Source organism: Mailhella massiliensis (genome assembly GCF_900155525.1).
Lineage (GTDB): Bacteria > Desulfobacterota > Desulfovibrionia > Desulfovibrionales > Desulfovibrionaceae > Mailhella > Mailhella massiliensis.
This window is the reverse complement of record NZ_LT706952.1, coordinates 248,435-262,549: the sequence shown is the minus strand read 5'-3', so window position 1 is coordinate 262,549 and position 14,115 is coordinate 248,435. Positions and strand designations below refer to the sequence as shown.

The following is a 14,115-nucleotide window of genomic DNA, read 5'->3' as shown; positions in this document are numbered from 1 at the left end:
CGCGTACAGTCTGCGTTCCTTTCCTGCGGAGGGACGCGCCAGGCGGCTCCTCCCCTCCGCCATCTTCTATATACCGGAAACGCCGCGCCGAAAAGAACCCGCGCCCGGAGCCGGAAACCCGCCCCGGTCTCCCGCTCCGTGACGGAGGGCAGGGAAGATACGCCTGAACACGGTGAGGTATTCACTTTTTTCCCATACGTCATGGAAAAAGGGCATCGGAAAACATCGAAAAGCTCATGGATTTTCCGCTCTATGCGCAGACGGGCAAAACCGATATCGGAATCATAGAAAAACCCTTTTCCATGGAGCATGACTATGAAGATCATCGATTTCCGTTTCCGTCCCCCGTACAAGGATTTCCTCAAGGAAGGTCAGACCATCTACGATCCGAAGTTCGCCCTGCCCTTCGCCGCGCAGTACGGCGCAAAACTTCCGCCTTCCGCCATGGAAAAGTCCATGGAGCTTGCCTGCAAGGAAATGGACGAGAACAGCATCGTGAAGGCCGTTGTTCCCATCCGCGTCTGCCAGGGAGGTGACAACAGGAACATGGCCGATCTGTTCACCCTGTATCCCGACCGCTTCATCGGCATGGCCGGTCTGCCCACGCAGTACGACGGCGCCGTGCGGGATTCTCTGGACTTCATCGACGAATTCATTCTCGAAGGCCCCTATCACGGCGCCTTCATGGAGCCGGGCTTCGGATACAACGGCAGCTTCGGCGAACACCGGGGCGCGCACTTCGCCGACGATGAAGTGCTCTTCCCCATTTATGAGAAATGCCGGAACCACGGCATTCCGCTGCTCATTTCCTACGGCGGCTTCACCGCGCCCGACCACAGCTACAACGACCCCATACACATCGACCATGTGGCGGCCGCCTTCCCCGACCTGACCATCATCCTCGCCCACGGCTGCTGGCCCTATGCGGCGGAGGCGTGCTTCATGGCCATGCTCAGGAAAAACGTCTATCTTTCCCCCGACCTGTACATGATCAATTCCCCCGGTCAGTACGATTACACCATGGGAGCAAACTACAGGCTGCGCGACAAAATTCTTTTCGGCACGGCCTACCCCGTCATTGAACTCGACAGGGCCGTCAATCATTACAGGAGCATCCTGCGTGAAGAGGTGCAGGAAGACGTGTTCTACAACAACGCCGTCCGCGCCCTCGGCCTGAAGGACTGAACACGCGCCGCTTTCCGCCGGAGGCAGGGCCGTGCCCTGCGGGAAACCGGCGGAAAGCGCCCGCCCGCCTTCTATGGAAAAAGCCGACGTTTCTCCCTTCGCCTGAACCAACAGCCCGGCAACACTCCGCTCCGCCGGGCATTCGAGGAGTACCATGGATAACGACAACGCCATGACAAAAACGCAGCTCATGCAGTGGGGGCTGCTCATCGTCGCCTGCATTCTGCTTCTCTCCATTCCCAACGGAGAATTCTATACCCCGAAAACGGCCATGTTTCTGGCCATTTCCGTTTTCTGCATCGGGCTTGTATGCTTCGGCCTCGTCAACATCTACGTTCCCGCCTTTCTCATGCCCGCCGCCTATGTGATATCCGGCGTGGCCGACTGGCAGGCCGCCATGTCGGGCTGGACCAATTCGCTGCCGGGCATCATCTTCTCGGCGTTCATCATTTCCGCCGCGCTGGAACGCTGCGGACTCATACGCCGTATGGCCTATTTTGCCGTGATGAAAACCGGCGGCAGCTACGCAAAGCTGTGCTTCGCCATTCTCATCGTAGGCTGGATAGCCTCGCTGATGACGTCCTGCAACGCCCACATGATCATGATCATCATTGCCGTGGGCATCTGCAAGGCTCTCGGTTTTGAAAAGTTCGACCTCCGCTCCGCCGGACTCTTCATGGCCGTTGCCCTCGGTACCATTTCCTCCGAACAGTGGCAGTATTACCCAAGCCCCATGAGCGTGCTCGGCCCGGCGCTCATGCGCGTCGATCCCTCCGCGCAGATACGCTGGCTGGACAACATCATCTACTGCTGGCCCATGGCGCTGTACAGCGCCCTCTATCTTGCGGTGGTCATCAGATTCTTCGTGCCCAAAAGCCGGCCGGTGAACCTCGACTCCATCCGCAGGGACTACGAAAGCCTCGGCCCGTGGAGCCGGGCGGAAAAAAAGATGGCCCTGCTCATGGCGGCCTTCGTCATTCTGCTCGTCAGCTCCACATGGACGGGCATGGATATCTTCATTCCCTTCCTGCTGATTTCCGTCGTCCTGTTCTTCCCCGGAATACGGCTGGCGGGCGAAGAGGAGGTGCATAAAGTGCCCTATGCCATGATCGTGCTCATCAGCTCCTGCATGTCCATGGGGGCCATCGCCAATTCCCTCGGCATTTCCGGCGCGCTCAGTTCCTCCCTGCTGCCCGTGTTCCGGGAACTCGGCACCTGGCCCGCCGTGGCCGCGCTCTGGAGCATCATCGCCGGGCTGAACGTCATCCTCACCCCCATCGCCATCTATTCCGCCTTCGGCGAAACCTTCATGATGCTGTTCCAGCAGATAGGCATCAACCCCCACAGCATCGTTTTCCTGTCCGTCATGGGAGGCGACGCCATCTTCCTTCCCCATGAGCACATGTTCTATCTGGTGATCTTCAGCTTCGGCATGATAAGCATGAAAACCTTCATCAAGCTGCCCTTCCACCTGGCCTGCATCCTGCTCATCCAGCTCCCCTACTGGAAAATCATAGGTTTCATTTAGCCCCTGCACTCCCCTGCCCTGCAACGATCCGGCAGGTGCGGACGGATGGCGGCGGGAGGACATTCTCCCGCCGCCCTTTCGCCTTAAAGGCTACTCTTGAGGATAGGCAAACACGTCGATGAGGGAATCGGCAAGACTGCCCATAGACCGGCGCTCCTGCTTCCCGGTAAGGGAATTGCGGAGAATGAGGCCGCCCTCTTCCGTGCCCACCACGGTCATGTAATGCCCGTTCTCGAAAAGAATCACCATCCGCCCGTTGTTCAGATGCCGCGAGATGATAGCGATGTCGTCGCCGCCGCCTGAAAGACGCTCCTGATACTTCTCTTCCCCGCCCTGCATGCGGTAAGGCACGGCGACCATGCCGAAAAGCTCCGCAAAATTGCCCGCAAGGCCCATGGAGCCGTAGTTCCACAGGGCGTCGTGCCCCTTGTAGGCTGCGCCCATGGAGTGTTCCAGTCTGCTGAGCTGTTCATGCTGTATCGTGCCGTCCCATACGTTCTCTCCGGGCAGGCGCAGAAGTCCGTCGGAAGTCATGTTCCGCCGCAGCATGCCCCGCCCCTGTTCCGTGGTCATGAGGCTGTTGACGACACTGAGCATAAAGCAGGTGTTTTTCCCCTGCCTGAGTATGGCCTCCGGGGCGATGTTGCCGGAAGACAGGTCGGTCACGTCGCGCGTCCTGCCCTGAGGTGCAGGGTGAAGGCCCGTTGCGAGCCGGTCGGGCATGAGACGCGCCACAAGACGCTCCGCCGTATCCGCCGCAGACTGCTGCAGCATCTTGCGCGGCACGGTTCCATCCTCCCCGCGCAGGGAGGGAAGCGTATTCTCCGCCATGTCCTGATTCACGGCGAGCGCCACCTGAAAGCGTTCCTCCTCGCTGAGCCGTGGGAAGTTCCAGCCCAGATACCTCGTCGTCATGTCGTAGAGCTCCGTCTCAACATATTCCGCCTGCACCAGGGAGGAAGACGGCGCGGCGGCATCCGGGGCAGGATCGGGAGAAGATTCGCCGGAAACAGGAGACGAGACGGAGGAACCTGTTTCGACAGGGGCCTTCTTGTCGGAAGAATTTCCGGAGGAAAGGGGGCGTACCCCATCCTTCACCACGTTCTTCGCCACATCCGACACCATCCCGCGCAATACCTCCATGTCGATACCGCCCGAAAGATCCGCATCGTACAGAAAGCCGTGCATGCGTTCAAAAACGCGCTCCTCGCACAGGGCGCGCTCCTTCCCGTCAAGTTGCGGGCAGAGACCTTCCAGCTCCTCGGCGGCCATGGCCCGCACCTCTTCCATGACCTGGAGGCTGTATCATATACACATCTTGATGTGTATACGAGACAGTCCCCGACCTGACCACGGCGGCCGCACGGCCCGCAGGCCGGGGAATCTCCATGCGGCCGGGGTTGACGAGGGCGTCGCGCCGGATCATCTCATCCACGGCCCTGCTCACGGCCGCGTCGCGTTCCGCCATGGCCGCACGCCCCGAGGCGGAAAGAGAACGAAATGCGTCGCCTATCTTCTGAAAAAAGCGGGCGACGGCGCCCTGCGTTTCCAGGCGGCCCTGCCCGTCCAGTGTCAGAAAACCTCCGGCCTCAAGGTGCCGCCGCATCTGATCCAGCGATTCGATATGCATCATCATCCCCCTTGTTTCAGACTTTCAGAAAGTTCATCATGAACGATCTTTCCTCTCCCCCTTCGGGCGGAGAGGGCCGCCATTCCTCCAGACGGATCATCCATTCCACAGCCACGGAAAGCAGATTGTTCACTATGCGCGCAAAGCTTTTCCCATCCAGATGAAAGGCATCCCAGGCAAGCTGAAGCGTGACGAGCTGCCGAGCCTCGTCCACCCCCAAAGTGAAGCCCCTGGTCCCGCTGAAAAGATTGTCCGCGCCGAGGAGCTTCATGAAGAGCTCCTCCCTCCCCTCTCCCTTCGGAGGAAGCGTGGCCACGGCCGTGTGAAACAGCATCATGCCGGAAGATTCCAGGAACCCGACATGCACGCGCACGCCTTCCACCAGAAGAACAACATGGGACTCCTCTTCCTTCCTTTCGCAGGCGCAGCCGGCGGCGGATGCATACTCCGTTGTCAGTTCGTCAAGTATTCTGTGCATGGATACTCCTCTCTGCCCACCATGTGGTCATGCCGGAACCATCATGAATGGATGATGCAAAAAACATGCCGTAAAATCGCGCATCATCTTTCCCACAGAAATGATAGCGTGAGAAAAGGCCGTTCTCAAGGAAGGCCGGACCCCGGCGGAGAAGGGGGAAACGCAAGGCAGGGGCCTCGCCCCCTGCGGGGCGGCACGAAAAAAGCCCCGCCGCAGAGCCGAAGGTCAGTTCCGCAATTCCCTTTGCACCCGACGCCTGCGGCAGTTGCAGCGGCCTTGTGCCCGGCCCGGCGCTCCGGCGCGCAACGCAAAAGGGCCCGACACATTTTTGCCAGAAGGCATTTTCTCCGCAACGGCATGTAACTTTGTTAAAAAACTCATCATTTATTCCGCTTGTTCGGCGTTGTTCAAAAAAAACAGCAACAGTGTTTGACAATTTTTGAAAACTTATTAGTCTGGAAAAAATTGTCCTACCCAGGCCGTATCCTTGTCCCGCAAGGGAGGAAACGGCTTCCGGCAGCGCCTGTTCCTTCCGGGCGGGCATGTCGGCCGCATCTTCCGGGCGCATGCGCTCCGAAGGTTCCCGGGGCGGGATGTCCGCCGGTTTTTTCTCTCTCCTTGTGCGGTACAGGGCCAGAAGCCGGGCGGTAACTTTTTGCCCCCTCAGCGCGCCATGGATCGGCTACTGCTCACCCTGACCATCATCTTCGTCAGCCTTCTTGCCGGATACGGAATCCGGCAATGGGTGAGTTCGGGCCGCGCCCCCCTTTCCGAAACGGCGCTTCTTCGTCTTCGCCTCATCATTCAGAAAGCGGCCATGTTCGGGCTTATCCCGGTTTCGGCCATGCTTTCGCTCTGGGGCCTGCCCTCGCCCGACCCGCGCCTGCTCTCCCTGCCCGTTCTCGGCCTTGCCGCGTGGACGGCGGGCGGCGCGTTCGCTCTTTTCTTTGCGCGCCTCATGCGCCTTTCCCCCGCCAAAACGGGCAGCCTCTACTGCTGCGGCACCTTTACCAACATAGGCGCCGTGGGCACGCTCGTGGCCGTCATGTACTTCGGGGAACAGGCCATCGCCATAGCCTCGCTCTACCGTCTGTGCGAGGAAATGTTCTACTTTTCCGTGGCGCTTCCCGTAGCGCGGCGTTTCGGCGAAAAGCCCCGCGAAGGCTCCGCGCGCCGCTTCCGCCTCGACCCGGTGCTCGCGGCACCCGGTGCTCGCGGCCATCGTCGCCGCGCTGGCGCTGGGGCTTGCGCTCAATCTCGCCGGGGTATCCCGCCCGGCCGCCTTCGGCGTCCTTTCCTCCGCCGCCATGCTTGCGGGCACGGTGTGCTTTCTGCTGTCCATAGGCATGGGGCTGCGCCTTTCGCGCATGGCCTGCCATGCGAAGGAATCGGCGGCCGTTTCCCTCATCAAATTCGTGCTCGTTCCGGTGCTCATCACCTCGCTGGCCATGCTTGCGGGGCTGGGCGGCATGGAAGACGGCATGCCCCTCAAGGTGGTCGCCATTCTTTCCGCCATGCCCGTGGCCATGAACGCGCTCATTCCCCCGTCCCTGTTCGACCTGGACCTGGACCTGGCCAATGCCTGCTGGGTGTTCACCACGCTGGAACTTGTCGTGGTGCTGCCCATCATTATTCTCATTCTGCCGCTGCTGTAGGCGGCCAAACACGCTCTCGCCCATACCCGGGGCGGGAGTGGTCTCTTTACTTGGGGTGCAACGTGGCTTCGCGTCACCAAGAACATATCCGAGGAGGAAGTTATGAAGCTTTTCCGTACCGCCCTCATGGCCGCCGCCTGTGTGGGAATCCTGTCGGCTCCGGCGCTCGCCGCCTATAAGCAGGAATACAAGCTGAGCGTGGTGCCCGCCGCCACTTCCGGCTGGGGCCTTTCCGCCACCTATTTCGCCGAGCTCGTCAAGGAACGCACGAACGGCCGCATCAACATCAAGGTGTACCCCGGCGCTCAGCTCATGGCCGGCAAGCAGACTTCCGAACTGCTGCTCGTCCGCCGCGGCGCCATCGACTTCGCGCTTGCTTCCACCATCAACTGGTCTCCCCAGGTGCAGGAACTCAATCTCACCGCTCTGCCCTTCTTCGTGGCCAACAACCCCGACCGCTACAAGGCCATGGACGCCATCGAAGCCGGCAAATCCGGCAAGATGCTCGTGGACGCCGTGGAAAAGACCGGCGTGAAGTTCATAGGCTGGGGCGAAAACGGCTTCCGTGAACTCACCACCAGCAAGGGCCCCATCAACAAGCCTTCCGACATGAAGGGCATGAAGCTGCGCGTGTGCGGCACCCCCATCTTTGCCGACATCTTCACCGCTCTCGGCGCCAACCCCCAGGCCATCAACTGGTCCGAAGCCGTGACCGGCTTCCAGCAGGGCATCGTGGACGGCCAGGAAAACCCCACCAACGGCATCAACATCACGCTGCAGATCTGGACGTGGCATAAGTATCACACCGACTGGCACTACATGATCGACCCGCTGCTGCTCACCTCCAACGCCAAGGTGTGGAAGTCCTTCTCCAAGGAAGACCAGGAAATCATTCTGGAATGCGCGAAGGAAATGGAAAAGTACAGCAAGGCCCTTTCCCGCCTCGGCTTCGACGACGGTTCCTCTCTGGAATACCTGAAGAGCATCAACAAGGTGCCCGCCGTGACCGATCCTTACAAGACCATGGAAGAAAAGGGCATGACCGTCGTGAAGTTCACCGATCAGCAGGTCGATGAATTCTATGCCGCCACCCAGAGCGTGCGCGACAAGTGGACCAAGGAAATCGGCGAAGAACTCGTGAAGGCCGCCGAGGCCGACATGAAGGCCGCCCAGTAAAACAGTTCGGACCGGGAGCGGCGCAAGCCAGGCCGCTCCCGGCCTTTTCAGCATCGGGGATTTATCATGTGGAGCTTTCTGAACGCCCGCTTCGAGGAACTGCTCGGAGCCTTGCTTCTGGCCGTGATGGCGTGCATCTCGTTCATCAACGTGATCGTGCGCTACTGCACCAACTTTTCCTTTTCCTCTTCGGAAGAACTGACCGTCAACCTTTTTGTATGGAGCGTTCTTCTGGGCACGTCGCGCGCCTTCCGCGAAGGCGGCAACTTCAGCATGAACCTGCTGTACGACGCCATGCCCCGCCCCGTGAGGAAGCTCCTTTATGTGTTCAGCGTCGTGTGCTGCATCGCCTTCTTCGCCGCGCTCTGCTGGCAGGGAACCATTGAAGTGATGGACGAGATCGAACTCAACGTGGTTTCCGAATCCCTGGCCATTCCGGTATGGCTCTACACCATTGCCACGCCGCTTTTTTCCGCCCTCATCATCGTGCGCATTCTCCAGAAGGTCTGGGAAGATTTCCGCGCCAGGAACTACTAGACCCTTACGGCCGACGCGGGGCCGCGCGCCCCGGAAAAGCCCCTGAAACAAGCCTCACCAACGGAGTTTACGCATGGATATGGAACTTTTCAAAGACCCGGCATTCTGGCTTCTCATTTCCTTCGCCGTCCCGCTCATCTTCCGCGTGCCCATCGCCATTTCCCTGGGCGTTTCCGCCCTGCTCGTGGGCTGGTGGTGGGATATGGGCGTGGACATGCTCTCCTACAACTTCTTCGCGGGCGTGGCCAAGGTGCCGCTGCTCGCCATTCCCTTCTTCATTCTCGCCGGCTTCATCATGGAACGCGCAGGCATTGCCGCCCGCATCGTTCTTCTGGTGGAAACCATCGTGGGCAACATGACCGGCGGCCTCGCCGTGGCCACCGTGGGCGTGGCCACCTTCTGGGGCGCGGTTTCCGGCTCCGGCCCGGCCACCGTGGCGGCGCTCGGCCTCATCCTCATTCCCGCCATGGTGAAAAGCGGCTACGACAAGCCCTTTGCCGCGGCCACCGTTTCCGTCACCTCGGGCCTTGCCATCGTCATTCCGCCGAGCATCGCCTTCATCGTGTACGGCGGCATTGCCGACGTGTCCGTGCCCGCGCTCTTTGCCGCAGGCTTCATTCCCGGCGTGGTGGTGGCCGCCTTCCTCATGATTTCCGTGCTCATCACCTCCCGCAAGAAGGGCTACCGCGGCAGCCCCCGCACCATGCCCGTTTCCAAGGCCCTGCGCGAGGCCTTCTGGGGCGTGATGACCCCCGTGGTCATTCTGGGCGGCATTTACGGCGGCGTGTTCACCCCCACCGAAGCCGCAGCCGTGGCCATTTTCTACGGGCTCTTCGTGGGCGTGTTCATCTACCGCACCATCAACAAATTCTCCATTCTCGTGGAAGTGCTGGTGGAATCGGTGAAATCCACGGCCGTCATCATGTTCGTGGTCACCTGCGCCGGGCTGTATGCCTGGGTGGCCAGCACCGTGGGGCTGGTGGAACGCGGCGCGGCCGTGCTGCTTTCCCTTTCCGACAACCCCACCATTCTGCTGCTGCTCATCAACGTCATTCTCTTCATCGCGGGTATGCTGCTGGACGCCATTTCCATCTACTATGTGCTGCTGCCCTTCCTGCTGCCCATCATGGCCCACTTCGGCTGGGACCCGGTGTGGTTCGGCGTGATGATGACCATCAACCTCGCCCTCGGTCAGGTGACTCCCCCCGTGGCCGTGAACCTGTATGTGGGCGCGAAGATAAGCAACCTCACCATGGAAGAAATCACCCCGCCGGTGCTGCCCATGCTCGGAGCCGCCACCATCGCGCTCATCGTCATCATGCTCTTCCCCGACATCACCCTGTTCCTGCCGCGCCTGCTCGGCATGTAACGGCCTGACAGAAACCGCAAAAAGCGCTTCCCCCGCAGGAAGCGCTTTTTTTTGCAGAAGGCACGGCGCTATGGGCCGCCCCCGGGAACGGTTTCGCCTCGTCGACGGGAACCCGGCTTCTGCATCCCCGCCCTTCTTCGTGCAGCAAAGGCGGGACGGAACCGTCCTTTCCCCTCCTGAAAAGGCAAAAAAAACGTGTCCCGCCGTGCCGGAAAAGCCCGGAACGGGGCACAGGACGGCCGCCGCCTCTTCCGCGCGCCGCAGCAGGGAAAAGCGCCCCGCGGCAAGGCAGACGCAAACGTACGGCCGGCGGCCCGTCAGGCGGCGGCTTCGCCCGTGAGGATGATGTCGACCATGGCCGCATCCCCCTCTTCCGTAAGGGAGAGAAGAAACAAAAATCCCCGAATACCGTTGTCCCCGGCCGCCATGGCGCGCACCTTTGCTTCCACATCGTCCACGGCGGCGGAAAAATCGTTCATCCCCAGGTTCTCATCAGACACCCGGAGCACCGTTATCACATACGCGACATCGCAGACGGAAAACACCCCGGAGAGGGGGAAAAGCGCCTCATCCTTCGCCCGGAGCAGACAGTTTTCTCCGCGGGCGCTTCCGTGCGAGGCCATGATGACGGAGCAGGCCGCGGCCGCCTCCAGCTCATAGCTGTCGCAGTTCGTAAGCCCCGGCTCGCGGCACCGCTCATCCAGAAAAGCCTGAAGTTCCGCATGACCGAGCCGCCTTACCTCCGATACTCTCCCGCCGTCTTCCCTGTACTGCATACCATACTTCCTGTCGCTACTGGTTCCGAAACAGGGCGGAACGCACGCACGCTTTCCGCCACGCCTTCAGCATAGCGGAGGCCGCGCCTGCAACCAGGAAAAACGGCCCCTCCGTCCACAGGAGTATGGAAAAAACGCCGTGAAAAGCCGCTGCACGCGGCGGAAAAACGGCAGAGAACGCGCGGGAAAGGCCCGAAGACAACGAAAGCGGGAACACAGGGCCTGCGCCCGATGAGGCACAGGGCCTTTGCCGGGCGCGCATCCGTATTCCCCGCACGGATTCAGGCGGTTGCGCCCCCGTCCGAAGCGCCTTTCCTCTGTCCCTCTCTCTGCGGGGTACCTGGCGAAGTCCGGCACTTTTCCGTACCCTTGCGGGGGAACCCTTTCGGAACATACGCCCGCCGCGACCAGTGAGCCGGGCGCGCCCGAAAAAAGCCCCGTCCGTCAGCGCGAAACGCCCCGCAGGGATTGCGGCGGATGCCCGTCGGAAAGAAAAACGCCCGGGGCGGCCGCGGGAAAAAGCGGGACCGGCCCGCTTCCGCCGCTTCGCCCATCCTGCAAAACAAGCCGAAGCGCATGAAAAAACGGGGCCGCAAGGCCCCGTTCCCGTTTGCAGACCGCCTTTGCCGGAAACGCTTTCCGGCTTGCGCCTACTTCAGCAGGGGGATGAAATCCCGCTGGAAAAAGCCGTTCTTCAGGGCCGTGCTCAAACGGCCTTCTGATATTCTTTCCTCCGCCATCCTGTCGAGCAGGTCCTTATTCTCCCAGTTATCCACCACGCGGCCGTTTGTCGCAAGTTCGTCGGCAACGGCCTTTGCATCGCGCAGGCGCAGCATGGCCGCTTCCACAGCCTCCTCATCCAGGCAGGAAGCCAGAGTCCGGCGGTAGGCGTTCTCGTCAATGCTCTTGAGGGCAAGGTACGTTTCCCTGTCTATGCACGAAGGCCGGAAAAGCTGGTTGAAGCCGAAACAGTTCCGCAGCGCAATGAGCTGGTTTTCGCTGAACCCGGCGGCATCCACGACCACGCGGGGCAGATCCAGCCCCAGATTCCGCAGGCGCTGCTGCAGTGCCGGCATGGCGGCAATATTCACCTGGGGCTGCTGCGTCAGCATGAACCGGCCTGCGGCCAGGGCGAAGATACGCCTCTGATCTTCGGTAAGCTTCGAGGTGCGAACAATCTCACGCGGCAGAACAACGCCGCTCGTCAGCAAGGCCCGCTGCGCCTCTGCCGAGCCGGAAATATTCACGGTCGTTCCCGGAAGCACGGACTGACCGAGCGCCGCTTCCAGGGCGCGCTTCTGCTGCGCCGTCAGCCTGTCGACGGACACGATCACGGGCGGAAAGTTCATGCCCGCCTGCTGCAACGCCACGCGGGCTTCGGGAAAACTCGCCATGTTCAGCATCGCGCGGGCAAGAGCTTCTTCGCCCATCGCCAGCGCCATCTCGTCCTTCTGGGCCCCGGTAAGCGCGCTGACGTCCACATTCATGGGCGGAAAGACGACGCCTTCGGCCATCAGGCTGTTGTGCGCCTTGATATCTCCGGTAATGTCCACGCGGGTCGCCCCCACCTTGCGCCAGCCGAAGCTTGCGTCGTTGTCGATGCCCGTCACCTTCACTTCGCCGGTATCGGCATGGATGAACACAAGGTAGTTGTCAGGATGACGGTCCACCTGACCGGAAAGAAAATCCGCCCATTCCAGCCTGTTCAGCTCGCGCATGAGGTTGCCCCGCACGCGCATGCCCAGCTTTTTCCCGTCAAGATGGGAAAGGGCCTCGGCAAAGCTCAGGCTCCTGCCGTCCACGGTGAAGGCGCAGGGCTTTCCCAGGCGCACATCCCGGGCGGTACAGCCAGGTGCGGCCTCCATGAAAAGCCCGAGGCGCCCGTCGTTCATGCCTACGGAAGAGCGGGCCACCACGTTGCCGCAGCCTATGGCGTCGGCCGCACGGCAGGCGGCCACGTTGATCTGCATGATGCGCACGCCGCCCTCATAGCCCATGTGCCCCGCCATGAGATTGTCCAGCCCCTGCCTTGCGCCCGCTTCCGGCTTGAAGACAAGCTTCACATCGTCGCCTTCGTTCCGGTAGGTGCACAGTTGCACCGTGTTGGCCGCGCCGTGCCCCAGCACGCGCGCACTTTTGCGTACGGCGTCGCCCGCGCGCACTTCCAGCTGATCGGCGGGAATGCCCCGCAGCGAGGCTTCCACTATGGTGGGCGCATCCACATGCCCTTCCAGCGCCGCCGCCACATATTCCCCGCGCAGGAAAGGCCGGTTGCTTTCTACGGTGTGGCACATGGCGGAAATTTCCCCAAGCTGAGCCTCAAGAATGTCGGCCCGGACATGGGGCGCTCCCATGAGCATGGACGCCAGAGCGCCAACGGCGCTCTGTTGAAAGTCCTCGCTACGGGCCATGTCCATGAGCTTTTGCGCCGTGCGTCTGGATATGTGGAGTCCTGCGCGGTTCCGGCACTCGGCCTGAAACGCCTCCGTATTTCTGATCCCACCCTCGCTGGCCACATGCATGGCGAACAGCAAAAACACGCATTGCCCCGCCTCGCCCTCGCGCAGGCGGCTTATGGCATTCTGAAGCCCGTCATGAAGCTGGAGAGAGGTAAGCGCGCCCGCCTGCACCTGCTGCTTCAACTGACTCACTTCCCTGTTGCAGGCCGCCGCCTCCTGCCACAGAGTCCGTGCCAGTCCCTTTACCTCCCGCGGCATGAGCTGGTAACAGGAACGCGTCAGATTCTCGTTGATGGCGGGCATGAGCTCGTCGATGGCCCGGCACACATCCCTGCCCGGGTTGATCTGCCGGAGCGTTTCCAGCCGTTCCGCGGCACGCTCCACCATGCCCTTCAGGGCTTCGCGAAGTTCCGGTTCGCCAAGAAGCGCTCCCCGGCTCACATCCAGCGTGTCCACCTGCCCCCTGAGCTGCTCCACCTGCCGCTTCACCTCACCTGCGGCCATGCGGAAGTCATCCGCCGTCATATCCGTGTTGCGCTCCAGCTCATCCAGCGCGGCGAACGCCGCCTTCGACTGAGCGACAAGAGCATCCAGCAGCACGTGCCCGTGCATGGAAGGAGAAACGGCGCGCATCCCCTCAAGCATGTTCGCTCCTTCTCCCATATCCGCAAGCTTGTCGGCCATACCGCCCCTTACCGCCCTCTCTTCCGGGGAAAAATCCCCCGTCCGGCCCGCAAGCTGAAGGGAAGCGGCCAGGTTCAGCGCCTCGGCCGCCCTGAACTGCGTGCGCTGCATCTCCACGGCAAGCAGGGGACTTTCTCCCTTTCTTTCCATAAAGGCGCGTATTGCGCCGTACAGAGCGTTCTGCGCCTCGGTGTATTCCCTGAGCGCCTGAACATGCGCCTCCGCCGGAGGCTGCGCGGTAAAGGCCTTCACCGGGATGCGGGCCAGCGCCGCCGCGGCCCTGTCGCAACGCTGCGCGGCCGCCGTCATGTCGCCATGCTTCCGCCATCCAGCGGCAAACAGCGGAGGACGGGGCACTTCGTTGCGTATGTGCGCATACATCGAACCGGTAAGCCCGGGAAGATGACCTGCGGCGCGGCCGAGAAGGCGCTCGATGCGCCTCTCCGCGCCCTGAAGCTGCACGGCCACGGGCACGCGATCGGCAGGCGCGGGGGAAACGGAAGTCTCTCCGCCGGGCTCCGCAGGGGACGTGGTGGTCGTCGCCGTGGTGGTCGTGGTGGCGACGGGGGAAACCTCCTCCGCATGGGAGGCGGAAGCATCGGGGGAAAGAAGAGGCATATGAAGCTGCGACATGGCTT

13 protein-coding genes are annotated in these 14,115 nt (G+C 61.6%); 6 read left to right on the top strand and 7 right to left on the bottom strand.

What is annotated here, in order from left to right; translation table 11 throughout:
- Positions 1-315: 315 nt before the first annotated feature.
- Together CZ345_RS11285 and CZ345_RS11280 are read left to right on the top strand one after the other, a co-directional pair.
- Positions 316-1,185 carry an amidohydrolase family protein gene (locus CZ345_RS11285; protein WP_077073243.1) on the top strand — a complete coding sequence of 290 codons (870 nt, stop codon included), beginning with the start codon at positions 316-318 and terminating at the stop codon, positions 1,183-1,185.
- Positions 1,186-1,339: 154 nt separating this feature from the next.
- Positions 1,340-2,713, top strand: coding sequence for an SLC13 family permease (locus tag CZ345_RS11280; RefSeq protein WP_077073242.1), 1,374 nt, complete (start codon positions 1,340-1,342; stop codon positions 2,711-2,713).
- Positions 2,714-2,803: 90 nt separating this feature from the next.
- Here CZ345_RS11280 and CZ345_RS11275 read toward each other — a convergent pair whose 3' ends face one another.
- The 5 genes from CZ345_RS11275 to CZ345_RS17450 all read right to left on the bottom strand — a co-directional run bounded on the left by CZ345_RS11275 (position 2,804) and on the right by CZ345_RS17450 (position 6,043).
- Positions 2,804-3,985 (bottom strand): hypothetical protein, encoded by a 1,182-nt coding sequence (locus CZ345_RS11275; RefSeq protein WP_077073241.1) that lies wholly within the window; start codon positions 3,983-3,985, stop codon positions 2,804-2,806.
- Positions 3,945-4,343, bottom strand: coding sequence for a hypothetical protein (locus CZ345_RS11270; RefSeq protein ID WP_144277339.1), 399 nt, complete (start codon positions 4,341-4,343; stop codon positions 3,945-3,947). The genes CZ345_RS11275 and CZ345_RS11270 overlap by 41 nt, the downstream gene beginning before the upstream one ends.
- A 16-nt stretch (positions 4,344-4,359) precedes the next feature.
- Complete coding sequence (locus CZ345_RS11265) at positions 4,360-4,821, bottom strand: type III secretion system chaperone (RefSeq protein ID WP_077073239.1); 462 nt, start codon at positions 4,819-4,821, stop codon at positions 4,360-4,362.
- Positions 4,805-5,389: a hypothetical protein gene (locus CZ345_RS16685; RefSeq protein ID WP_144277338.1), complete on the bottom strand. Its 585-nt coding sequence runs from the start codon at positions 5,387-5,389 to the stop codon at positions 4,805-4,807. Before CZ345_RS16685 ends, CZ345_RS11265 begins: the two co-directional genes overlap by 17 nt.
- Before the next feature lie 114 nt (positions 5,390-5,503).
- Positions 5,504-6,043: a hypothetical protein gene (locus tag CZ345_RS17450; protein ID WP_239446680.1), complete on the bottom strand. Its 540-nt coding sequence runs from the start codon at positions 6,041-6,043 to the stop codon at positions 5,504-5,506.
- On the opposite strand from CZ345_RS17450, the gene CZ345_RS17445 reads away from it, so the two are divergent.
- From CZ345_RS17445 to CZ345_RS11245, 4 genes are all read left to right on the top strand, one after another.
- Positions 6,030-6,476: an AEC family transporter gene (locus CZ345_RS17445; RefSeq protein ID WP_239446679.1), complete on the top strand. Its 447-nt coding sequence runs from the start codon at positions 6,030-6,032 to the stop codon at positions 6,474-6,476. The genes CZ345_RS17450 and CZ345_RS17445 overlap by 14 nt on opposite strands.
- A 102-nt stretch (positions 6,477-6,578) precedes the next feature.
- Complete coding sequence (gene dctP, locus CZ345_RS11255) at positions 6,579-7,652, top strand: TRAP transporter substrate-binding protein DctP (protein ID WP_077073238.1); 1,074 nt, start codon at positions 6,579-6,581, stop codon at positions 7,650-7,652.
- Between the two features lie 66 nt (positions 7,653-7,718).
- Positions 7,719-8,189 carry a TRAP transporter small permease gene (locus tag CZ345_RS11250; protein ID WP_077073237.1) on the top strand — a complete coding sequence of 157 codons (471 nt, stop codon included), beginning with the start codon at positions 7,719-7,721 and terminating at the stop codon, positions 8,187-8,189.
- Between the two features lie 73 nt (positions 8,190-8,262).
- A complete protein-coding gene (locus CZ345_RS11245; RefSeq protein ID WP_077073236.1) occupies positions 8,263-9,558 on the top strand; it encodes a TRAP transporter large permease in 1,296 nt (431 codons plus the stop codon).
- 317 nt (positions 9,559-9,875) lie between these two features.
- On the opposite strand, the gene CZ345_RS11235 is transcribed toward CZ345_RS11245, so the two are convergent.
- Positions 9,876-10,334 (bottom strand): hypothetical protein, encoded by a 459-nt coding sequence (locus CZ345_RS11235; protein ID WP_077073234.1) that lies wholly within the window; start codon positions 10,332-10,334, stop codon positions 9,876-9,878.
- A 650-nt stretch (positions 10,335-10,984) separates the two neighbouring features.
- Positions 10,985-14,110 (bottom strand): hypothetical protein, encoded by a 3,126-nt coding sequence (locus CZ345_RS11230; protein WP_077073233.1) that lies wholly within the window; start codon positions 14,108-14,110, stop codon positions 10,985-10,987.
- Positions 14,111-14,115: the final 5 nt, after the last annotated feature.